Source organism: Veillonella sp. 27098_8_77, from assembly GCF_041431535.1.
GTDB lineage: Bacteria > Bacillota > Negativicutes > Veillonellales > Veillonellaceae > Veillonella.
Genome location: NZ_JAPVXW010000005.1, coordinates 1 through 21,101, shown reverse-complemented (window position 1 = coordinate 21,101; position 21,101 = coordinate 1). Strand labels below are relative to the sequence as shown.

The 21,101-nt window shown below is 40.9% G+C and carries 36 protein-coding genes and 1 pseudogene; all 37 read right to left on the bottom strand.

Annotated elements, in window-relative coordinates:
* Positions 1 to 140: 140 nt before the first annotated feature.
* Positions 141 to 1,013, bottom strand: coding sequence for a 2-oxoacid:ferredoxin oxidoreductase subunit beta (locus O3617_RS04270; protein ID WP_371448849.1), 873 nt, complete (start codon positions 1,011 to 1,013; stop codon positions 141 to 143).
* 1 nt (position 1,014) lies between these two features.
* Entirely contained in the window at positions 1,015 to 2,766 is a 1,752-nt protein-coding gene (locus O3617_RS04265; RefSeq protein ID WP_302942459.1) for a 2-oxoacid:acceptor oxidoreductase subunit alpha, read from the bottom strand.
* Positions 2,767 to 2,907: 141 nt separating this feature from the next.
* On the bottom strand, positions 2,908 to 3,693 hold the full coding sequence (gene truA, locus O3617_RS04260) for a tRNA pseudouridine(38-40) synthase TruA (protein WP_371448847.1): 786 nt from the start codon (positions 3,691 to 3,693) through the stop codon (positions 2,908 to 2,910).
* Positions 3,693 to 4,493, bottom strand: a complete 801-nt coding sequence (locus O3617_RS04255; RefSeq protein WP_371448845.1) for an energy-coupling factor transporter transmembrane protein EcfT — start codon at positions 4,491 to 4,493, stop codon at positions 3,693 to 3,695. The genes truA and O3617_RS04255 overlap by 1 nt, the downstream gene beginning before the upstream one ends.
* The gene (locus O3617_RS04250) at positions 4,483 to 5,343 is read right to left on the bottom strand and encodes an energy-coupling factor transporter ATPase (protein WP_371448844.1); all 861 of its coding nucleotides are present in this window, start codon (positions 5,341 to 5,343) and stop codon (positions 4,483 to 4,485) included. Before O3617_RS04250 ends, O3617_RS04255 begins: the two co-directional genes overlap by 11 nt.
* Positions 5,343 to 6,206, bottom strand: coding sequence for an energy-coupling factor transporter ATPase (locus O3617_RS04245; protein ID WP_371448842.1), 864 nt, complete (start codon positions 6,204 to 6,206; stop codon positions 5,343 to 5,345). The genes O3617_RS04250 and O3617_RS04245 overlap by 1 nt, the downstream gene beginning before the upstream one ends.
* 174 nt (positions 6,207 to 6,380) lie before the next feature.
* On the bottom strand, positions 6,381 to 6,716 hold the full coding sequence (rplQ, locus tag O3617_RS04240; protein ID WP_005377090.1) for a 50S ribosomal protein L17: 336 nt from the start codon (positions 6,714 to 6,716) through the stop codon (positions 6,381 to 6,383).
* Positions 6,717 to 6,728: 12 nt separating this feature from the next.
* Positions 6,729 to 7,727, bottom strand: coding sequence for a DNA-directed RNA polymerase subunit alpha (locus tag O3617_RS04235; protein ID WP_105092675.1), 999 nt, complete (start codon positions 7,725 to 7,727; stop codon positions 6,729 to 6,731).
* A gap of 73 nt (positions 7,728 to 7,800) precedes the next feature.
* Positions 7,801 to 8,190: a 30S ribosomal protein S11 gene (gene rpsK, locus O3617_RS04230; protein WP_004695151.1), complete on the bottom strand. Its 390-nt coding sequence runs from the start codon at positions 8,188 to 8,190 to the stop codon at positions 7,801 to 7,803.
* A 19-nt stretch (positions 8,191 to 8,209) separates the two neighbouring features.
* Complete coding sequence (gene rpsM / locus O3617_RS04225) at positions 8,210 to 8,578, bottom strand: 30S ribosomal protein S13 (RefSeq protein ID WP_005377185.1); 369 nt, start codon at positions 8,576 to 8,578, stop codon at positions 8,210 to 8,212.
* A 23-nt stretch (positions 8,579 to 8,601) separates the two neighbouring features.
* The gene (gene rpmJ, locus O3617_RS04220; protein ID WP_004695148.1) at positions 8,602 to 8,715 is read right to left on the bottom strand and encodes a 50S ribosomal protein L36; all 114 of its coding nucleotides are present in this window, start codon (positions 8,713 to 8,715) and stop codon (positions 8,602 to 8,604) included.
* 26 nt (positions 8,716 to 8,741) lie between these two features.
* Positions 8,742 to 8,960: a translation initiation factor IF-1 gene (infA, locus tag O3617_RS04215; protein WP_005377071.1), complete on the bottom strand. Its 219-nt coding sequence runs from the start codon at positions 8,958 to 8,960 to the stop codon at positions 8,742 to 8,744.
* Positions 8,961 to 8,982: 22 nt separating this feature from the next.
* Positions 8,983 to 9,753 (bottom strand): type I methionyl aminopeptidase, encoded by a 771-nt coding sequence (map, locus tag O3617_RS04210; protein ID WP_371448840.1) that lies wholly within the window; start codon positions 9,751 to 9,753, stop codon positions 8,983 to 8,985.
* 3 nt (positions 9,754 to 9,756) lie between these two features.
* Positions 9,757 to 10,320 (bottom strand): adenylate kinase, encoded by a 564-nt coding sequence (locus tag O3617_RS04205; RefSeq protein WP_004695145.1) that lies wholly within the window; start codon positions 10,318 to 10,320, stop codon positions 9,757 to 9,759.
* A gap of 12 nt (positions 10,321 to 10,332) precedes the next feature.
* The gene (gene secY / locus O3617_RS04200) at positions 10,333 to 11,595 is read right to left on the bottom strand and encodes a preprotein translocase subunit SecY (RefSeq protein WP_371448838.1); all 1,263 of its coding nucleotides are present in this window, start codon (positions 11,593 to 11,595) and stop codon (positions 10,333 to 10,335) included.
* 1 nt (position 11,596) lies between these two features.
* Positions 11,597 to 12,040 carry a 50S ribosomal protein L15 gene (gene rplO, locus O3617_RS04195; protein WP_371448836.1) on the bottom strand — a complete coding sequence of 148 codons (444 nt, stop codon included), beginning with the start codon at positions 12,038 to 12,040 and terminating at the stop codon, positions 11,597 to 11,599.
* A 22-nt stretch (positions 12,041 to 12,062) separates the two neighbouring features.
* Complete coding sequence (gene rpmD / locus O3617_RS04190; RefSeq protein ID WP_005377126.1) at positions 12,063 to 12,242, bottom strand: 50S ribosomal protein L30; 180 nt, start codon at positions 12,240 to 12,242, stop codon at positions 12,063 to 12,065.
* 14 nt (positions 12,243 to 12,256) lie between these two features.
* A complete protein-coding gene (rpsE, locus tag O3617_RS04185) occupies positions 12,257 to 12,760 on the bottom strand; it encodes a 30S ribosomal protein S5 (protein WP_371448835.1) in 504 nt (167 codons plus the stop codon).
* An 18-nt stretch (positions 12,761 to 12,778) separates the two neighbouring features.
* Entirely contained in the window at positions 12,779 to 13,159 is a 381-nt protein-coding gene (gene rplR, locus O3617_RS04180; protein ID WP_005382771.1) for a 50S ribosomal protein L18, read from the bottom strand.
* Between the two features lie 17 nt (positions 13,160 to 13,176).
* A complete protein-coding gene (gene rplF / locus O3617_RS04175; RefSeq protein WP_316057700.1) occupies positions 13,177 to 13,722 on the bottom strand; it encodes a 50S ribosomal protein L6 in 546 nt (181 codons plus the stop codon).
* A gap of 24 nt (positions 13,723 to 13,746) precedes the next feature.
* Positions 13,747 to 14,133, bottom strand: coding sequence for a 30S ribosomal protein S8 (gene rpsH / locus O3617_RS04170; protein WP_316057702.1), 387 nt, complete (start codon positions 14,131 to 14,133; stop codon positions 13,747 to 13,749).
* Between the two features lie 27 nt (positions 14,134 to 14,160).
* The gene (rpsN, locus tag O3617_RS04165; RefSeq protein ID WP_005377140.1) at positions 14,161 to 14,430 is read right to left on the bottom strand and encodes a 30S ribosomal protein S14; all 270 of its coding nucleotides are present in this window, start codon (positions 14,428 to 14,430) and stop codon (positions 14,161 to 14,163) included.
* A gap of 16 nt (positions 14,431 to 14,446) precedes the next feature.
* Entirely contained in the window at positions 14,447 to 14,986 is a 540-nt protein-coding gene (gene rplE / locus O3617_RS04160; protein ID WP_316056436.1) for a 50S ribosomal protein L5, read from the bottom strand.
* 23 nt (positions 14,987 to 15,009) lie between these two features.
* Complete coding sequence (gene rplX / locus O3617_RS04155; protein ID WP_316056435.1) at positions 15,010 to 15,330, bottom strand: 50S ribosomal protein L24; 321 nt, start codon at positions 15,328 to 15,330, stop codon at positions 15,010 to 15,012.
* An 18-nt stretch (positions 15,331 to 15,348) separates the two neighbouring features.
* Positions 15,349 to 15,717 (bottom strand): 50S ribosomal protein L14, encoded by a 369-nt coding sequence (rplN, locus tag O3617_RS04150; protein WP_005376994.1) that lies wholly within the window; start codon positions 15,715 to 15,717, stop codon positions 15,349 to 15,351.
* Between the two features lie 24 nt (positions 15,718 to 15,741).
* Complete coding sequence (gene rpsQ / locus O3617_RS04145) at positions 15,742 to 16,002, bottom strand: 30S ribosomal protein S17 (protein WP_301833636.1); 261 nt, start codon at positions 16,000 to 16,002, stop codon at positions 15,742 to 15,744.
* Positions 16,003 to 16,041: 39 nt separating this feature from the next.
* Positions 16,042 to 16,245 (bottom strand): 50S ribosomal protein L29, encoded by a 204-nt coding sequence (gene rpmC, locus O3617_RS04140; RefSeq protein ID WP_004695115.1) that lies wholly within the window; start codon positions 16,243 to 16,245, stop codon positions 16,042 to 16,044.
* Positions 16,235 to 16,672 carry a 50S ribosomal protein L16 gene (gene rplP, locus O3617_RS04135; RefSeq protein WP_105083566.1) on the bottom strand — a complete coding sequence of 146 codons (438 nt, stop codon included), beginning with the start codon at positions 16,670 to 16,672 and terminating at the stop codon, positions 16,235 to 16,237. Before rplP ends, rpmC begins: the two co-directional genes overlap by 11 nt.
* Positions 16,672 to 17,337 (bottom strand): 30S ribosomal protein S3, encoded by a 666-nt coding sequence (gene rpsC / locus O3617_RS04130; protein WP_005377155.1) that lies wholly within the window; start codon positions 17,335 to 17,337, stop codon positions 16,672 to 16,674. The genes rplP and rpsC overlap by 1 nt, the downstream gene beginning before the upstream one ends.
* Before the next feature lie 16 nt (positions 17,338 to 17,353).
* Positions 17,354 to 17,689, bottom strand: coding sequence for a 50S ribosomal protein L22 (rplV, locus tag O3617_RS04125; protein WP_004695112.1), 336 nt, complete (start codon positions 17,687 to 17,689; stop codon positions 17,354 to 17,356).
* 15 nt (positions 17,690 to 17,704) lie between these two features.
* Positions 17,705 to 17,983 (bottom strand): 30S ribosomal protein S19, encoded by a 279-nt coding sequence (gene rpsS, locus O3617_RS04120; RefSeq protein ID WP_302942480.1) that lies wholly within the window; start codon positions 17,981 to 17,983, stop codon positions 17,705 to 17,707.
* Between the two features lie 23 nt (positions 17,984 to 18,006).
* Positions 18,007 to 18,837 (bottom strand): 50S ribosomal protein L2, encoded by an 831-nt coding sequence (gene rplB / locus O3617_RS04115; RefSeq protein WP_105083567.1) that lies wholly within the window; start codon positions 18,835 to 18,837, stop codon positions 18,007 to 18,009.
* A 26-nt stretch (positions 18,838 to 18,863) separates the two neighbouring features.
* Positions 18,864 to 19,148 carry a 50S ribosomal protein L23 gene (rplW, locus tag O3617_RS04110; protein WP_005376990.1) on the bottom strand — a complete coding sequence of 95 codons (285 nt, stop codon included), beginning with the start codon at positions 19,146 to 19,148 and terminating at the stop codon, positions 18,864 to 18,866.
* Positions 19,148 to 19,771 (bottom strand): 50S ribosomal protein L4, encoded by a 624-nt coding sequence (gene rplD / locus O3617_RS04105; RefSeq protein WP_371448831.1) that lies wholly within the window; start codon positions 19,769 to 19,771, stop codon positions 19,148 to 19,150. The genes rplW and rplD overlap by 1 nt, the downstream gene beginning before the upstream one ends.
* 26 nt (positions 19,772 to 19,797) lie before the next feature.
* Complete coding sequence (gene rplC / locus O3617_RS04100; protein ID WP_059364064.1) at positions 19,798 to 20,439, bottom strand: 50S ribosomal protein L3; 642 nt, start codon at positions 20,437 to 20,439, stop codon at positions 19,798 to 19,800.
* A 12-nt stretch (positions 20,440 to 20,451) separates the two neighbouring features.
* On the bottom strand, positions 20,452 to 20,763 hold the full coding sequence (rpsJ, locus tag O3617_RS04095; protein WP_004695100.1) for a 30S ribosomal protein S10: 312 nt from the start codon (positions 20,761 to 20,763) through the stop codon (positions 20,452 to 20,454).
* A gap of 182 nt (positions 20,764 to 20,945) precedes the next feature.
* Positions 20,946 to 21,101: pseudogene (gene tuf / locus O3617_RS04090) on the bottom strand (elongation factor Tu); the annotation flags it as partial.

The window sequence follows — 21,101 nt, the reverse complement described above, 5'->3', positions numbered from 1 at the left end:
TTAAAATTAGTATATCAGTTAAGAAAAACTCCGTAAAGTAATTATCACTAACCGAAAAGTAATAAAATGAAAATCCCCTCTTTACATAATTGTCAGTAAAGAGGGGAATATATCATAACATGATATATGTTAAATTAAAATTATTTAAATTGATTGCAGAGGCTATCAAATAATGCTTGATCAGGTTTTACAACATCTTCAGTCAATGGACGTGGATGTGGACCACCATTAACAGCGGCCATAGCTTTTTCAAAGGAAGGTTTAGTCGTATCTTGATAGATAAGACCAGTAACCAAACCTTGTGTTTCACCTAATGTTTTAAGTGCAGTCGCACGGTCTGTTGGATCATATCCTTCTGGCAAGCTAGTCAAATGTTCTTTGAACCAGTCATAGCTATTGTGTTTGTTGTATGTAACACATGGGCTAAATACGTTGATGAAGGAGAAACCTTCATGGTCCATAGCTTGTTGAATCAAATCAACCAATTCTGCACGGTTAATCATATAACCTTGTGCTACAAATGTAGCGCCTGCAGCGATGGCAGTTTCACAAACGGACAATGGTGTTTCAAATGCCCCACGAGGTGTTGTTTTTGTAACAAAACCGATATCGGAACGAGGGGATGCTTGACCTTTAGTCAAACCGTAAACATGGTTATCCATAACGATATATGTCATGTTTACATTACGTTTGAAAGCATGAATTGTATGACCCATGCCGATAGCGAATGCATCACCATCACCGGAACAAGCGATAACTTCTAAGTCTTGGTTAGCAAGTTTGACGCCTTGAGCGTATGGAAGTGCACGACCATGAGTTGTATGTGCACCATATGCATAGAAATAACCACCGATACGGCTAGAACAACCGATACCAGAGATAACTGCTAATTTTTCAGGTGGAATATTTTTTGCTACTACTGCATCAGTAATGGCAGCTTGTACCCCATAATGACCACAACCAGGGCACCAGTTAGGGCGAATATCATTTCTGTAATCTTTAGCTGTTGTCATATTATAGGACCTCCTTAATTGCATTTTTCACATATGATTTTGTGAATGGATTACCATCATATTTCAAGCAGCTAGAAATTTTAGATTTCTTATGCATGTTGATTTTAAATAAGTTAGTCAATTGACCTGTTGCATTGTGCTCAACGATAACCACTTTTTTCGCAGCATCCATGAATGGTTGTAATTGTTTTGCTGGGAATGGTTTAATCAAGCGCAATTGTAAGTGGTTAACTTTAACGCCTTCTTGATCGAATTCAGCAACTGCTTCTTCGATAGCGCCGCGGCTAGAAGCCATACCTACAACGAGTACATCAGCTTCATCGTATTTAGCGTTATTCAAGAATGGTTCATAGTTATCAGCTACAGTTTCCAATTTGCGGAAACGTTTATCAGTTTGCGCTACGTGCATTGTAGGCGCTTCTGCTGGTTTACCTTCTTCATTATGTTCAAGACCTGTAGAAAGGAATAAACCATTTTTCATACCAGGAATTGTACGAGGAGAAATACCATCTTCTGTCAATTCAAAGCGTTTGAAATATTTAGGTTGTTCCAATTCAGGAAGGTCAGCTTCCTTCATCATTTTACCGCGGTTAATAGGTACACGGTTCAAGTCGAATGTAGGAACGGATTGTTTATTCAAACCTTGTTGTAAGTCCGGCATGAAGATAACTGGGCATTGATACATTTCTGCCAAGTTGAACGCTTTTTGAATTTCGTAGAAACATTCTTCGATGGATGTTGGAGAAATAACGATACCTGCATAATCACCATGTGCGTTATAGCAAGCCGCATCAATATCGGATTGTTCTACCTTTGTAGCCATACCTGTAGATGGGCCAGAACGTTGTACATCGATAACAACCATAGGAAGTTCTGCCATGGATGCCATAGACAAGGATTCTGCCATCAAGGATAAACCAGGGCCAGAAGTACATGTGAAACCACGAACACCTGCGTATACACCGCCCATAGCAGTCATACAAGCTGCGATTTCATCTTCTGTTTGAACGATAGTAGCACCTAATTTATCCATGTTTTTAATCATGTATTCCATTACTTCAGATGCAGGAGTAATAGGATAGGATGCCATGAAACGGGAACCTGCTGCAATAGCACCAAGAGCACATGCTTCATTACCTAGTAAGAACATTTGATCTTTCTTGCCAGGAGCAGGCAATGTATCGATTTCTACATCGCCTAATTTTTCCATTACAAGGCTATGACCATCATCAAAAGCTGCCAAGTTTTTATCCACGATTTCTTGGGATTTTTTCGCAAATTTTGCAGCGATTGCATCTTTAAACATCTTAGTGTCAAAACCAAGAAGTGCTACGGACATACCAAGTGCTACGATATTACGCATCAACAAGGAACCTTGTTTCATTGCCGTTTCAGAGATTGGCAAGGATAAGCAGTTAACTTTGGAACCTTCAAATTTAGAAAAATCTGGTTTTACTTTACTATCGCAGATGATATAACCACCATCACGCACTTCACCACCGTGCATATCAACAGTTTCTTGGTCAAGAGAAAGCAAGAAGTCTACGCCTTCACCAATGGACATAACTTGTTCCAATGCAACGCGCAATGCGAAGGTAGTATGACCACCTTTGATACGGGATGCAAACAAACGTTGACTGTATAGAGAATATCCTTCTTTTGCAAGGATTGTAGCCATGATTTCGCCACAGCTCTCGATACCTTCACCTTGTTGTCCACCCATTTTCCAGATAAAATCTTTACGTTTTTGCAAGAGATTCACCCTCCTTAGGATACAATTACAATGCTGACAAGAGTCTACCCTATGTATATAAATTACAGCTAAGTAATAAACCTGTCTCATAGTGCAATTGTAACATGTATAGTAACTCTTTTACAATGTAACATTTCATAATTATTCTTCTTTAATACGTTCTATTACCGTATGTAGTCTATCGGCTGTAAAGAAAATTTCTTCCAGAACAAGTCCTTGAGCCGGTGCCGTTTTTCCAATTCGTTTACGGTCCTTTGCAGCTAATAGCTCAGGAATTCGAGACACTGACTTTCGTCCAAGACCGACATCAACTAATAAACCAGCTATATTTCGAACCATATGATACAAGAATCCATCGCCTACCACAGAAATATCGATACGTCCATTCGTTTCTACAATGCCGATAGCATAAATGGTTTTCACCGGATCCACAGGTGTCGTATTAGCCCCTTTCAAGGTAGAAAAATCATGTGTTCCTTCAAGGGCTTTGCCTGCTTGACGCATAGCTTCAATATCTAGTGGTTTCTTAATATGCCAATGATATCGCTGCCCCATAGGATCTGCAATTTCACGATTATAAATGGAGTAAATATACTCCTTACCAAAAATATTATTGCGCGGTTTCCAGTCTAACGGTATCTCAATAGCCTCTGTAACAACAATATCCTTTGGCAAATGAGCAATCGTTGCGCGTGGAATATTCTCTACCGGTATAGACCCGGATGTTTGAAATGCACAGACTTGAAAACGTGCGTGTACGCCCGCATCTGTACGAGATGCACCATAGATTTGAATCGGTTCAGCACAGATGATTGATAGCGCCTTTTCCAAGGCTCCTTGCACGGTAATTCCCTTATCAGCCGATTGTTTCTGGTAACCCGCCAAATCGGTCCCATCATAAGCCACAATTAATCGTATGTTTCGCATTAGCCTAACCACCATAGGATTAATAAAATAGCCGTTACAATAAACACAGCTCCCAATCCTACATAATCAACCCATGTAATGCTGAGTTCTTTCATACGCGTACGATTAACACCGCCACGATAGCAACGGGCTTCCATAGCGACAGCCAATTCATCGGCACGACGGAATGCGCTGATAAACAATGGCACCAAGAGAGGTACCATATTTTTAGCACGTTGAATGATAGAACCTGTTACAAAATCTGCACCACGAGCCGATTGAGCTTTCATAATACGATCTGTCTCATCAAGCAAGGTAGGAATAAAACGTAATGCAATGGTCATCATCATGGCTAGTTCATGAGCAGGCACACCAATGCGGCGGAATGGATTTAATAAATGTTCAATGCCATCTGTGAGCCGTATAGGCGATGTTGTATAGGTTAGCAAGGACGAGAATAAGATTAAGAACACTAATCGTGCCGCCATTTGTAAGCCCATAGCAAGGCCATTATCCGTAATATTAATGATGCCATAAGAGATGATGCTATTACCAGGTGTTGTAAATATATGAATCCCCATGGTAAATACGATGATAATCCAAAGTGGTTTTATGGCATTCCACATCAAACGCATTGGCAATCTAGATAATAGCATGGCTCCTATGGTGAAAGCTGCCACAATACCGTATGCCAATGGTGTATTGGCTAGGAATATGGCAACTACGAAAATGGTAGTGCCTATAATTTTTGCCCGTGGGTCCATGCGATGTAACAACGAGTTACCAGGGAAGAATTGGCCAATTGTAATATTATTTAACATGTTGACCTCCTTCTAGAATAGCTTGTACAGCATCATCTACAGTTAATACTTCGTTTGATATATCAAGGCCTCGTTTCCGCAATGATTCAATCAATACGGATACGGGTGGCACATCAACGCCCACTTGTTGCAATACATCGCGATGATGATTAAAAATATCTAATGGTTTGCCATCTAGTACAATTTGACCCTTATCTAGCACAATCAAGCGATTCGCCATACGCGAAATATCTTCCATATTATGAGATACGAGAATGACAGTTACATCTTTTTCATTATGTAGTTTGATAATTTCATCAAAAATTTCTTCTCGTCCAAATGGATCAAGGCCTGCCGAAGGTTCATCGAGTACAAGGAAATCCGGTTCCATCGCCACTACACCAGCTATAGCAACGCGGCGCATTTGACCACCCGATAAATGGAACGGAGATCGCTCAGCATAGGTATCATAATCCAGACCTACAAAGGCCATCGCTTCACGAACGCGACGTTCTACCTCTTCTGCATCAAGGCCTAAATTTTTCGGGCCAAATGCAATATCTTCGGCAATGGTTTCCTCAAATAATTGATGTTCAGGGTATTGGAATACCATGCCCACCTTATGGCGCATATGTTTTGCTTCATCAGTTTTTTCACTTACATCCACACCATTAACAGTTACCTTCCCCGTCGTAGGGTGTAGTAGGCCGTTAAGATGTTGTACGAATGTAGATTTACCGGATCCCGTATGTCCAATAATACCAAGAAATTCACCATTTTCAATGGTCATGGAGATTCCCTTCAACGCTGTTTTCTCAAAAGGAGTACCCACACCATAGGTATAGGTAATATTATCTAATACAATAGCCATTAGTGTGCCTCCTTCGCATAATACGTCGTTAATGCATCACCAAGTTCATCATTTGTAATGATGTCATTAGGAATATCTACACCTTTATGAATAAGTTTAGATGCTACCTCAGCTGCAACAGGTACATCTAGGCCCAAATCTTTTAGCGTATCTACTTGTGTAAAGATTTCACGCGGCGTTCCCTCTTGTAATTTAACGCCATTTTTCATAACCACGACACGGTCTGCGGTTACCGCTTCCTCCATAAAATGAGTAATGATTACAATAGTAATCCCCTCTTCTTTATTAAGTCTATGAATTGTTTCAAGAACCTCTAAACGCCCTTTTGGATCCAACATAGCAGTAGGTTCATCTAGAACGATACAATCTGGTTTCATCGCAAGTACACCGGCAATGGCAACCCGTTGTTTTTGGCCACCTGATAATAGATGTGGACCATGCTCCGCATATTCTGTCATATTAACAGCAGCCAACGCTTCATCCACACGTTTACGAATTTCTGCACTTGGTACACCCAAATTCTCAGGACCAAATGCTACATCCTCTTCTACCACGGCCGCTACAATTTGATTATCTGGATTTTGAAATACCATGCCTACATGTTGGCGAATATTCCAAATATGTTCATCATCTAATGTATCAAAACCACATACCGTAACATTGCCCTCTGTCGGTTGTAATAATACATTAAAATGCTTAGCCAATGTGCTTTTACCACTACCATTAGTACCTATAATGGCCACGAATTCACCACGTTGTATGGTAAGATTCACATCATCCAAAGCACGCAAGTCATTACCATTTTCATCAACATATAAATGGCTTAAATGATTGACCTCAATCATTGTTTCCTTTGATTTCATGAATAGCCTCGTATCTTTCTAGTCAATTTCGTTGTATGTGAAAGTTAACAATTAATCTTCCAGCACTACGATAACTGCTACTATATAACGATATTTGTACTAGTCGATTGTACCATAAAATTGACAATAAAAAAACGGTGTTGCAACCGAAGTTACAACACCGTATGAGTTTGATTAAACTAACTCGATAATAGCGCAAGGTGCAGCGTCACCTTTGCGAAGACCAGTTTTGATTACACGAGTGTAACCACCTTGACGGTCTGCATATTTTGGAGCAATTGTATCAAACAATTTTTTTACTACGCTTTCATCCATGAGGTATGCAAGAACTTGGCGACGTGCATGAAGATCACCACGTTTAGCCAAAGTTACCATTTGATCAGCTAAAGAGCGAAGTTCTTTCGCTTTAGCTTCAGTAGTTTCGATACGCTCATATTGGAAGAAAGATGTTAACATGCTACGGAACAACGCTTTACGAGCGGAGCTATCGCGGCCTAATTTTCTGTACATTCGTCTTCCTCCTTATTCGCCTTTTTGCTTAAGATTAAATCCACCTGGATGGTTGCTGAGTTTTTCAGCGATTTCATCGATAGATTTTTTACCTAAGTTGCGAACTTTTCCTAAGTCATCAATGGTTTTGTCTAGCAAATCTGCAATTGTGTTGATACCAGCACGTTTCAAGCAGTTGTACGCACGAACAGAGAGTTCCAATTCATCGATGGAAATCTTAGCTGGGCCGTCATCTTCTTGAACATCTTGAGGTGTAGGATCAACTACATCGCCTTCAAGATTTTGATCGTCTAATTCAACAACACTTGTAGAGTGCGCTAATTTAGTGAAGTTCCCTAAATAACCAATCATAATGGCAGCAGATTTTGCCACTGCATCAGCAGCGGTAATGGAACCGTCAGTCCAAACTTCTAATGTAAGTTTGTCAAAGTCCATTTCATTACCTACGCGAACATCACTCACTTCGTATTTAGCACGAAGAATTGGAGAGAAGATGGAATCGATTGGAATGCAACCGATAACATCTGTATCCTTTTTATTCTTAGTGGAAGGAACATAGCCCTTACCACGTTCGATTACTACGTCCATTACTAAATGAGCTGTTTCATCCATTGTCGCAATCACGAGCTCTGGATTTAATACTTCTACTTCTGGTGGAAGTTGTTCAGCCAAATCAGCAGCTGTTAATACACCATCCTTTTGGAAATCAAAGTGAACTTCCAATGGCCATTCTGCATCTTCTTCAAGCTTAATGCACAATTGCTTTAAGTTAAGGATGATATCCGTAACATCTTCACGGATACCAGGAATAGTAGAGAATTCATGAAGAACCCCATCAATTTTGATAGAGGTGATAGCTGCCCCATCCAAGGATGAAAGCAAAATTCTGCGCAAGCTATTACCGAGAGTGATACCATAGCCACGATCTAATGGTTCGCATACGAATTTACCATAGCGACCGCCATCGGCGATGTCCACCTTCTCGATTTTAAGTTTCTTTTCTTCGCTCATCAGGAACATCCTCCTATATAACACACGTTCTTAGTTTAATTATAGCACGGCCGTCAAAACGGCCGTCTATATATTATACACGACGGCGTTTTGGAGGGCGACAACCATTGTGAGGAATTGGAGTTACGTCTTTAATGGAAGTAACTTCAAGACCTGCAGCTTGTAAAGCACGGATTGCAGCTTCACGGCCGGATCCAGGACCTTTTACAAATACTTCAACAGTGCGAAGACCATGTTCCATTGCAGCTTTAGCAGCTTGTTCAGCAGCCATTTGAGCAGCGAATGGAGTGGATTTACGGGAACCACGGAAGCCCAAGCCACCAGCGGAAGCCCAAGACAACGCATTACCGTTTGTATCTGTCAAAGTTACGATAGTGTTATTGAATGTAGAACGAATATGAGCCGCACCGGATTCAATATGTTTCTTTTCTTTTCTTTTAGTTCTAACAACTTTTTTAGCCACGCTTTATCCCTCCTTTATCTTATTTCTTTTTACCAGCAATTGCTTTTCTAGGACCTTTGCGAGTACGTGCATTCGTTTTAGTACGTTGACCACGAAGTGGTAAACCCATACGATGACGTTTGCCTCGATAGGAGTTGATTTCAATCAAGCGTTTAATGTTAAGTGCTTCTTCACGACGAAGGTCACCTTCTACTTTATAATCAGCATCTAACACTTCACGAATTTTCGCTACTTCATCTTCAGAAAGATCGCGAACACGTGTGTCAGGATTGATACCAGTTTTAGCAAGAATTTCGTCTGCCAAAGTAGGACCAATACCATAAATATAAGTTAAACCAATTTCCACTCGTTTATCACGAGGTAAATCTACACCGGCGATACGTGCCATTTAAATCTCCACCTCCTATCAGATTATCCTTGTTTTTGTTTATGTTTTGGATTTTCGCAAATAACCATTACACGGCCTTTACGTTTAATGATTTTACATTTTTCGCATATCTTTTTAACTGATGGTTGAACCTTCATTAGTACCTCCTTTGTGGACCCTATGCTTATTTAAAGCGATAGGTGATGCGACCACGATTTAAGTCATATGGTGTCAGTTCCATAGTAACTTTATCACCAGGAAGAATACGGATAAAATTCATACGCATTTTACCTGACACGTGAGCTAATACCACATGACCATTTTCCAACTCTACTTGGAACATAGCATTCGGTAACGCTTCTACTACCGTACCTTCCACCTCAATAACGTCTTCTTTTGACATATTTTTTCCTCCGGTTACCTGTTTATTTAATTAACCGCGGTTCTTCACGCATGGTTAATATTTCAGGGCCGTTTTCTGTAACAACCACTGTATGTTCGAAATGAGCAGCCGGTTTACCATCAATGGTAACTGCCGTCCAGTCATCACCTAATACACGAACTTTATAAGAACCCATTGTAATCATCGGTTCAATACACAATACCATACCAGGTTTCATAATCGGACCATGTTCCGGACTACCATAGTTTGGAATTTGTGGATCTTCATGCATTTCTCGGCCTAAACCATGACCAACGAAGTCGCGAACGACACCGTAACCATGTTTCTCACAATACGTTTGAACAGCGTGACCGATGGCACCGATATGATTACCAACTTTCACTTGTTCGATTCCCTTGAACAGACTTTCCTCTGTAACTTTTAACAATTTCATCACATCCGGTTTGACGTGACCGATAGGAATCGTCACAGCCGAATCGCCGTGATAGCCATCGATTGATGCTACAAGATCAATACTGATGACATCACCATTTTTAAGCTTACGCTTAGCGCTCGGAATACCATGAACAACTTCTTCATTGATAGAAGCACAGATTGTAGCAGGGAACCCATAGTACCCTTTACAACTTGGTATACCACCGTGGCTGCGAATATATTCTTCGGCAATTGTATCTAACTCAAGCGTCGTGATGCCAGGTTTAGCCTTTTCTACTAACAAGGACAACGTGTCTGCTGTAAGCTTGCTTGCCTTGCGGATACATTCAATTTCATGGGCAGATTTTAAAATAATCATAGATTATTTCTCCAACGCCTTAATGATGTCAGCAAATACTGCGTCTACATCTTGTAAACCATTGATTTCTTGATACAAACCGCTGTTGCGATAGTAGTCAATTAATGGTTTAGTAGATTCTTCGTACACAGCTAGACGTTTCTGTACTGTTTCAGGGTTATCATCAGCACGATTTTCAAGAACTGCTCGTTCGCTAATACGTTTAACAAGTTCCTCGGAAGGAACATTTAAGTTAAGCACAGCGTCCAAAGAAATTCCTAATTCCTTAAGGATTGCATCCAAGGACACAGCTTGCGCTGTAGTTCTTGGGAATCCATCAAGAATAAATCCAGATTTGCAGTCATCTTTAACCAAGCGATCACGTACGATACCAACAGTTACACTGTCAGGTACCAATTGACCGGCATCGATATATTTCTTAGCCTCAACTCCAAGAGGTGTTTCGTTCTTAATCGCAGCGCGGAACATATCACCTGTTGAAATTTGGGGAATACCGTATTTTTCAATAAGTCGAGCTGCCTGTGTGCCTTTACCAGCACCAGGAGGTCCCATTAATAAAATATACATTCTGTTTCCCTCCTATTTTACAAAGCCCTTATAGTGGCGTGTTACCATAAGTGACTCAATTTGTTGCATTGTATCAAGTGCTACACCTACAACGATCAAGAGAGCTGTACCACCAAAGTATACGCCTTGCACGCCAGTAATCGTACCGAGGAAATTCGGTATGATAGCGACGATAGCTAAGAATACAGCACCAGCCAATGTAATCTTGGTCATCACGTTATCCACATAATCGGCAGTAGGTTTACCCGCACGAATACCAGGGATAAAACCACCGTATTTTTTCATATTATCTGCCATATCTGTAATGTTGATAGAGATTGCAGTATAGAAATACGTAAAGATAAAAATCAATATTGCATACAATGCCGTTTGTAACGGCGTTCCCCATGTGAATAGATCAGCCAATTTATGAACAAAATCATTGTCGATAAATTGTGCAATTGTTACAGGGAACATCAACACAGATGACGCAAAGATAATTGGAATTACACCTGCCTGATTGACTTTCAACGGCAAGAATGTAGAGTGACCTCCGTACATTTTACGACCTACTACGCGTTTTGCATATTGAATCGGAATGCGACGTTGGCCTTGTGTAACAGCTACTACAACAGCAATCATTGCAATAGCGATTACAGCAAATAAGAATGCTTGGAACATATTGATTGTTCCGGTTTGTATATATTGGTAAATGGTTTGAAGTCCATCTGGTAATCGAGCTACGATACCAGCAAAGATAATTAGGGAAATACCATTACCAACGCCATATGCTGTGATTTGTTCGCCAACCCACATCAATAGGCAAGTGCCTGCAGTAAGGATGATTGCGACAACAAATACACTAAGGATATCATTATTTACGAGAGCGGAATTCGCACGTAGTGCAAATGCCATGCCAAAGGCTTGAACAAAACCTAAAACAACCGTACCATAACGAGTCACCTTCGCAATTTTTTTACGGCCCTCTTCACCATCTTTACTCCACGCTTCAAACTGTGGAACTACAGCTTGAAGTAGTTGCATGATGATGGAAGCATTAATGTAAGGTGTAATACTCATTGCAAAGATAGAGAACTTACTTAGCGCACCACCAGCAAACAAGTCTAATAGACCGAATAGGTTACCGGATGTAAACAAGGATTCAATTACAGATGCATCTACACCTGGTACAGGGATGTGAATGCCGGCTCTAAACACGGCAAACATCATCAACGTATATAAAATCTTATTACGCAACTCGGTAATCTTAAAGATGTTCGAGAGGCTATCTAGCAAACTAGATCACCTCTACTTTTCCGCCTGCTGCTGTGATTTTTTCTTCAGCAGATTTAGTGAAGCCGTTAGCGATAACAGTAAGGTTTTTAGATTCCAAAGAACCATTACCTAAGATGCGGATACCATCGCGTACGTTTTTCAAAATACCAGCTTTAATAAGAGCTACTGGATCAACTGTTGCACCGTCTTCAAAACGGTTCAATTGTTCTACGTTAACTTCAGCATATTGTTTAGCAAAAACGTTGTTAAAACCACGTTTTGGTAAACGACGATAAAGAGGCATTTGGCCGCCTTCAAAACCAGAGCGAACGCCACCGCCGGAACGGGAGTTTTGACCTTTTTGACCACGACCAGATGTTTTACCCAAGCCAGAACCTAAACCACGGCCTACACGAGTACGAGTCTTTTTGGAACCAGCAGCTGGTTGTAATTCATGAAGTTTCATTCAGTGCACCTCCTTATCAGTATTAAACTTCTTCAACTTTTACTAAATGTCTAACTTTGTGAAGCATACCTTGAATTTGAGGTGTTACTTCTTTTACGACTTGAGAATTAGTTTTTTTCAAGCCCAAAGCTTTAACTGTCGCGCGTTGATCTTCAGGACGACCGATTAAGCTTCTTGTTAATGTTACTTTAACTTGTGCCATTTCTTGTCTCCTTATTACGCGTTATAGATTTCTTCAACGGATTTACCACGAAGTTCAGCAACTTCGCTAGCACGTTTCAAATTTTTCAAACCTTCAATAGTAGCACGAACCATATTGTTAGGGTTAGAAGAGCCCAAAGATTTAGTCAAGATGTTACGAACACCAACTAATTCCAATACGGCACGAACAGGGCCACCAGCGATAACGCCAGTACCTTCAGCAGCTGGTTTCAAGAATACGCGGCCTGCGCCGAATACACCTGTTACAGTGTGAGGGATTGTACCATTTTTAATTGCTACGTTTACGATATTTTTCTTAGCATCATCGATACCTTTGCGGATAGCTTCAGGTACTTCCGCAGCTTTACCTAAGCCAACGCCTACATAACCGTTGCCATCACCAACAACTACAAGTGCGCTGAAGGAAAAACGACGACCGCCTTTAACTACTTTGGCTACGCGGTTGATAAATACTACTCTTTCTTTAAGATCAAGACTGGTGTAGTCAATTCTCGCCATGTCTATAGTTCCTCCTTCTTAGAATTTTAAGCCTGCTTCACGAGCACCTTCTGCAAGTGCTGCTACGCGACCATGATAAATATAACCACCACGGTCAAACACTACAGTATCAATACCTTTAGCGATAGCTTTTTTAGCAACTGCTTCACCAACAGCTTTAGCAGCGGCAATGTTACCACCATAGGATAAATTTAAATCTTTATCTAAAGAGCTAGCAGCTACTAAAGTTGTACCTGCTACGTCATCGATAACTTGAGCGTAAATGTTGCTCAAGCTGCGATATACGTTTAAACGTGGGCAAGTTGCCGTACCAGAAATGTGGCGGCGAATACGAAGATGACGTTTTGCTCGAGCGATGTTTCTACTAGATTTACGAGGCAAGATATTCACTCCTTTCATTTATATAGATGATATTACTATTTACCTTTTGCACCAGCTTTACCAGCTTTACGACGAACAACTTCGCCTTCATAGCGGATACCTTTACCTTTGTAAGGTTCAGGTTTTCTCCATTTACGGATATCAGCTGCTACTGCACCTACAACTTCTTTGTCTGCACCAGACACAACGATTTTGTTAGGAGCTGGAACTTCAATTGTAATACCAGCTGGAGCTTCCATCTCTACTGGGTGAGAGAAGCCAAGTGTAAGAGCCAATTTATTGCCTTGTTTAGCCGCTCTGTAACCAACACCGTTGATTTCAAGAGTTTTTGTAAATCCTTCTGTTACGCCTGTTACCATATTAGCAACAAGAGCGCGAGTCAAACCGTGAAGGGCACGATGAGCTTTGTCTTCGGAAGGACGATCTACTGTGATTGTGTTACCTTCTACAGTGATAATCATATCTGGATGCAAATCGCGAGATAATTCACCTTTAGGACCTTTAACGTTCATATGATGGTTATCATATGTAACAGTAACGCCTGCAGGAATCTCGATAGGCATTCTACCGATACGTGACATTATTTCTACCTCCTATTGCTACTATTACCAAACGTATGCGATTACTTCGCCACCAAGACCTTCTTTACGAGCTTGTTTGTCGCTCATAACGCCTTTGGATGTAGAAATAACTGCGATACCCAAACCACCAAGTACACGAGGAAGTTCTTCCTTTTTCGCGTAAACACGTAAACCAGGTTTGGAAATACGTTTAATTCCTGTAATAACTTTTTCGTTATTGGAACCATATTTCAAAGTTACTTTTAAAGTGTTGTCTTCTTTTTCAACGTTCTTTACGAAACCCTCTTGTAAAAGGATATCAAGAACTGCTGCTTTCATTCTAGATGCAGGAATGTTTACCGTTTCATGAAGTGCAGCATTTGCATTACGGATGCGCGTAAGCATATCCGCGATAGGATCGGTCATTACCATAATCTAAAAACCTCCTCTCGTCTAATATTACCAGCTGGCTTTTTTAACACCAGGAATTTGTCCTTTGTACGCCAATTCACGGAACGCAATACGGCTGATACCGAATTTACGCATATAGCCGTGAGGACGACCAGTTAAGTTGCAACGATTGTGCAAACGTGTTGGGGATGCATTAGCTGGTAATTTGGACAAGCCTTCATAATCACCTGCTGCTTTTAGTGCCGCACGTTTAGCTGCATATTTTTCAACGATTTTAGCGCGTTTCTTTTCGCGTTCAATCATAGATTTTTTAGCCATCTATATGTTCCTCCTATTATTTTTCAAAAGGCATACCGAATTGAGTCAACAATTCACGAGCTTCTTCATCTGTTTTAGCACTTGTTACTACGATAATATCCATACCAGTAACGCGTTCTACCTGATCATATTCGATTTCAGGGAAGATGAGCTGTTCTTTAAGACCCAAAGCGTAGTTACCACGGCCATCAAATGCAGTTGCGCTGATACCGCGGAAGTCACGTACACGAGGTAATGCCGCATTGATCAATTTATCAAGGAATTCATACATGCGTTCGCCGCGAAGAGTAACTTTTGTACCCAACGCCATGCCTTCACGAACTTTAAAGTTCGCAATGGATTTTTTAGCTTTTGTGATTACAGGTTTTTGACCAGCGATAATTGTTAAGTCATTAACTGCAGATTCCAAAGCTTTTGCATTGCCTACAGCATCGCCAACGCCGATGTTGATAACGATTTTTTCCAATTTAGGAATTTCCATTACGTTGCCGTATTGGAATTTTTCTTGCATACTCTTTTTAATTTCAGAGTTGTATTGTTCAAATAAACGAGACATTTATGTAGCTCCTCCTTTCCTGATTATTTAAGTACTGTACCGGATTTAACAGTTGCACGAACGAATTTACCGTCTTTACCTTCAACTTTTTTGATACGAGTAGCTGTTTTAGTTTCTGGGTCAACAATCATTACATTGGAAACATGGATACCAGCTTCTTTAGTAACGATACCACCTTGTGGGTTAGCTTGAGAAGGTTTTGTGTGACGTTTTACAGTGTTAACGCCTTCAACAAATACGCGTTCTTTTTTAGGAGCAGTTGCGATAACTGTACCTTGCTTACCTTTATCTTTACCGGAGATAACAACAACTGTATCGCCTTTTTTGATTTGTAATTTAGCCATATGCTGCGTTCCTCCTTCTTATAATACTTCTGGAGCTAAGGAAACAATTTTCATGAAGTCTTTTTCACGAAGTTCTCTAGCTACAGGTCCGAAGATACGAGTACCACGAGGGGTTTTATCTTCTTTAATAACTACTGCTGCGTTTTCATCAAAACGGATATAGGAACCGTCTTGACGACGGATACCTTTTTTAGAACGAACAATAACAGCTTTGACTACGTCGCCTTTCTTGACAACGCCACCGGGTGATGCATCTTTTACAGAAGCAACGATTACGTCACCGATATTGCCGAATTTGCGATAAGAACCGCCCATGACTTGGATGCACATAATACGTTTTGCACCAGTGTTGTCGGCAACATTCAAAATTGTTTGTTGCTGGATCATCGTCTATTCCTCCTTACATCACTCTTATTTTTGTCTTTCAAGAATTTCAACAACTCTCCAACATTTATCTTTAGAAAGTGGACGAGTTTCTACAATTTTAACTGTATCGCCAATTAAGCATTCATTATTTTCATCATGTGCTTTGAAGCGTTTATTGCTAACCATTGGCTTATTATATAATGCGTGAGGTACTTTACGTTCTACAGCAACGACAACAGTTTTGTCCATTTTGTTGCTAACAACTTTACCTACGCGGACTTTACGTACGTTTCTTTCTTCTGCCACGATTTTAAGCCTCCTTTTCAAACTTTAACAAATCTGTCATTATGCGTTTTCAGATTTAAGTTCAACTTCACGTTGTACAGTTTTAATACGAGCGATTGTCTTCTTAACTTCACGAATGCGCATAGGATTCTCTAATTGACCTGTTGCAAGCTGAAAACGGAGGTTAAATAACTCTTCCTTAAGACCGGAAACTTTTTGTTCCATTTCGGCAGCGCTCATATTGCGAATGTCATTAACCTTCATTTACGTCACCACCCAATTCTTTACCCTTAACAACAAATTTGCATTTGATTGGAAGTTTATGGCTTGCAAGACGCATAGCTTCACGAGCTACGGATTCTGGCACGCCGTCCATTTCAAACATTACACGACCTGGTTTAACTACTGCTACCCAGTATTCAGGAGAACCTTTACCGGAACCCATACGAGTACCAGCTGGTTTAGCTGTGATAGGTTTGTCAGGGAATATTTTAATCCATACTTGACCGCCACGTTTGATATAACGAGTCATAGCAATACGGGCAGCTTCGATTTGACGGTTAGTGATCCAAGATGGTTCGCATGCTACCAAGCCGAACTCACCATGAGACACTGTATTACCGCGCATAGCACGACCTTTCATACGGCCGCGGAATTGCTTACGATGTTTTACACGCTTTGGAATAAGCATTACTTGCCACCTTCTTCCTTCTTAGCAGGTTGTTTTGCTTCAGGCAAAACTTCACCTTTGTAAATCCATACTTTAATGCCGATACAACCATATGTTGTATGAGCTTCAGCAGTACCGTAGTCGATATTTGCACGAAGTGTGTGCAATGGAATGGAACCTTCACGGTAGGATTCGCTACGAGCGATTTCAGCGCCGCCAAGACGACCGCTTACCATGATTTTGATACCTTTTGCACCTAAGCGCATTGTACGACCAACAGCTTGTTTCATTGCACGACGGAAACCGATACGGCGTTCCAATTGGCCAGCAATGTTTTCTGCAACAAGAACTGCATCCATATCTGCTTGTTTAATTTCTGCAATGTTTACGTCAACTTGTTTATCAGTGAAACGAGTCATTGCTTTTTTGATATCTTCGATACCAGCACCACCACGACCGATAACCATACCTGGTTTTGCAGTGTGGATAGTCAATTTAATACGTTTATTTGTACGCTCGATTTCAATGCGGGAAATACCAGCAATGAAAAGGGTTTCTTTCAAGAAGTTACGAATTTTAACGTCTTCATGAAGATTAGCAGCGAAATCTTTTTCTGCATACCACTTTGCGTCCCAATCTTTTACGATACCGACACGCAAACCGTGTGGATTAACTTTTTGACCCACTCTGTTTCCCTCCTTCTTAAGCTCTTTCTTTAACTACTACTGTTACGTGGCTAGTGCGTTTCAAAATTTTGAAAGCTTGTCCACGGGAACGAGGATGAATACGTTTCAATGTAGGACCTTGATCTACGAAGATCTCGGATACATACAAGTTATCCACATTCATATCAAAATTGTGTTCTGCATTTGCGATTGCGGAACGCATAACTTTTTCGACTACATCAGCGCCAACTTTCGGAGTGAACTTCAAGATGGCAAATGCCTCGCCGATGTTTTTACCGCGCACTAAATCAGCAACGATACGGATTTTACGAGGCGCGATTCGGATATGTCTAGCGATTGCTTTTGCTTCCATTAATTATTCCTCCTATTATTTGCCTGTAGATTTTTCGTCCTTACCGTGACCTTTGAAAGTACGTGTAGGAGCGAATTCACCCAATTTATGACCTACCATATCTTCTGTAATGAATACAGGTACATGTTTGCGACCATCATGCACAGCAATTGTGTGGCCTACAAAACTAGGGATAATAGTAGAGGCACGGGACCAGGTTTTTACAACTTTCTTTTCGTTAGTTTCGTTTAAAGCATCAACTTTCTTAAGCAAATGATCTGCTACGAAAGGGCCTTTTTTAATAGATCTGGACACTATTTTATCTCCTTTCCTTTATCCTATTTTGTACGACGTTTAATGATCAAGCTGTTAGAAGCTTTTTTCTTGTCGCGAGTTTTAACACCATGTGCTGGTTTGCCCCAAGGTGTAACAGGATGTTTACGACCAACAGGAGATTTACCTTCACCACCACCATGTGGATGGTCACAAGGGTTCATTACAACACCACGGTTACCAGGACGAACGCCCATCCAACGATGACGACCAGCTTTACCAATTACTAGGTTACTGTGTTCAGCGTTACCTACAACACCAATTGTTGCACGGCATTCTTGACGTACGCGACGCATTTCGCCAGATGGTAAACGAAGAATAGCATAGCCATTATCTTTACCCATCAATTGAGCGGATGTACCAGCGGAACGAACGATTTGACCGCCTTTACCAATTTTTAATTCGATGTTGTGGATTTGAGTACCGTCTGGGATATTAGCCAATGGTAAGCAGTTACCAGGTTTAATATCGGATTCAGGACCGGAGAAAACAACGTCACCAACTTTTAAGCCGTTAGGAGCTAAAATATAACGTTTTTCACCATCAGCATAGTTAAGTAAAGCGATACGAGAAGAACGGTTAGGATCATACTCGATTGTTGCTACTTTAGCTGGGATATTATCTTTAGTACGTTTGAAGTCAATGATACGGTATTGACGTTTATGACCGCCACCTTGGTGACGAACTGTCATTTTACCAGTATTATTACGACCACCTTTTTGGGAAATCTTAGCCAACAAAGATTTTTCTGGTTTGCTTGCTGTGATTTCGTCGAAGGCGGATACTGTCATAAACCGGCGACCAGCGGAGTACGGTTTAAATGATTTAATTGCCATTAGTGGGCCTCCTTACAACTAGACTCTTAGACACCTTCAAATAATGTAATGGATTCGCCAGCTTTTAAAGTTACGATAGCTTTTTTGTAATCGCTACGTTTACCTTGTGTACGACCCATGCGTTTAGTTTTGCCTAATACGCGAATAGTAGCTACTTTTTCTACTTTTACATTGAAGATTTTTTCAACAGCTTGACGGATTTGCACTTTATTTGCAGTCAAAGGCACGCGGAACGTGTATTTGTTTTCTTCCATAAGCTTTGTGGATTTTTCGGTAATAACCGGACGGATTAGTACATCATGTAATTGCATTATCCAAGTACCTCCTCAATTTTTGCGACAGCGCCTTTAGTAATGAAGAGCTTATCGTAATGAAGAAGATCGAAAATGTTCATACCTTCGCAAGCCAATGCTTTAACACCTTGGATGTTGCGAGCGGAACGTTCAACATTTACATCACCTTCAGTGATGAACAATACTTTTGCATCGCCAACATTGAAGCTATTGATAATATTCAATACTTCTTTTGTTTTAGGAGCTGTTAATGTGATTTCTTCCAAAACGTATAATTCGCTATTATTTACCTTATCGCTAAGAGCAGATTTAACTGCCAAACGTCTAGCCTTACGAGGCATAGCTTTGTAATAGCTGCGAGGTTGTGGACCAAATGTAGTACCGCCACCAATCCAGATTGGGGAACGGCTGGAACCGGAACGTGCACGACCAGTACCTTTTTGTTTCCAAGGTTTGCGGCCACCGCCACGAACCATACCTCTAGTTTTTGTTGCATGAGTGCCGAGACGTTCGTTAGACAATTGACGAACTACGGCTTGATGCATAACGGCTTCGTTTACTTCAACGCCGAATACTGCATCGTTTAACTGTATTTCACCGACTTTAACGCCGGATTGATTATATGTTGCTACTGTAGGCATTACATAATCCTCCTTTCGACAAATGATTATTTAACAGGTTTAACCGTGTTGCGAACCATAACCAAGCTACCTTTAGCGCCTGGGATACCACCTTTAACCAATAAAAGGTTACGTTCAGCATCAACTTTCACAACGGATAAGCGTTGTACGGTAACTCTGTAACCACCCATTTGTCCAGGGAGTTTTTTACCTTTGTATACCTTACCGCCGCCACCGGAGATCATAGGACCGATGGAACCAGGTTCACGGTGAGATTTGGAGCCATGAGTTTCAGGACCACGGGAGAAATTATGGCGTTTAATTGTGCCAGCAAAACCCTTACCTTTACCTGTACCTACTACGTCCACCAATTCACCTTCTGCGAAGATATCAGCTGCCAGAGTTTGGCCTACTGTGTAGTCAGCTGCATTGTCAACGCGAACTTCGCGAAGATATTTAACTGGAGCTACGCCAGCTTTGTCGAACTGACCTTTTACAGGTTTTGTTAAATGTTTTTCTTTAATGGAACCGTAACCAATTTGTACTGCTTCATAACCGTCTGTTTCAACAGTCTTAACGCGCACTACAACGCTTGGGGTAGTTTCCACTACTGTTACAGGAACTAATTGGCCTTCAGCTGTGAAGACTTGTGTCATTCCTAATTTTTTACCCAAAATAGCTTTAGACATTATCGCACCTCCTTATAGTTTTATTTCAATAGATACACCAGCTGGTAAATCTAAACGAGTGATAGCATCTACTGTTTTCGAATTTGGTTCAAGAATATCAATCAAGCGTTTATGTGTACGCATTTCGAATTGTTCACGGGAATCTTTGTTAACGTGTACGGAACGAAGAATCGTGAAGATATTCTTTTCTGTTGGCAATGGAATCGGACCAGATACCATAGCGCCATTTCTTTTTGCAGTGTCTACGATCTTAGCAGCGCTTTGATCGAGAGCTTTGTGGTCGTATGCCTTAAGGCGAATACGGATTTTTTGCTGTTTAGCCATTATTAATAATTCCTCCTGTCGTCCATTTCGTGAATGAACTGCTCCATAGAAATTCTCCTCCGCAGAGGCAACCTTCTACTTCATAGTTTAAAAACACAACACGAGAGCGGCAGAACATGCCGCTCTTACATGTCGTGGATATTGTGCCCAACGCATCACTACGATGAGCATAAAAGGTTAAATTAACCTTCGATTTCAGTTACAACGCCAGCGCCTACTGTATGGCCACCTTCGCGGATTGCGAAACGAAGACCTTCTTCGATAGCGATTGGAGTAATCAATTCGATTTCCATTGTTACGTTATCGCCAGGCATACACATTTCTACACCTTCAGGAAG